1 pseudogene is annotated in these 238 nt (G+C 69.7%); it reads right to left on the bottom strand.

The annotated features are described in order from the left end of the window. A pseudogene (locus L687_RS0121290) lies at positions 1–238 on the bottom strand (DUF4097 family beta strand repeat-containing protein); the annotation flags it as partial.

Consider the following 238-nt stretch of genomic DNA (forward strand, 5'->3'; position numbering starts at 1 on the left):
CGCCTGACACGGTGTTGAGGCGGGCGTCGTTGCGGAGTCCGGAGACCAGAGCCCCGGCGCTGACGACACCGAGGTTCAGGGCGATCGCGCGGGGGACCGCGACGCTCACCTCGGCGCGGGGGCCGCCGGAGCCGAAGTTGCGGAACACCTCGAGGAAGTTGTCCCAGCCCAACTGCGGGTGGTCGATCTCGACCTCGCCGTCGTGGGATTCGATGCGCAGGTCCTTGGTGGTGACACC

The organism is Microbacterium maritypicum MF109 (genome assembly GCF_000455825.1).
In the GTDB taxonomy this organism is placed as follows: Bacteria; Actinomycetota; Actinomycetes; order Actinomycetales; family Microbacteriaceae; genus Microbacterium; species Microbacterium maritypicum_A.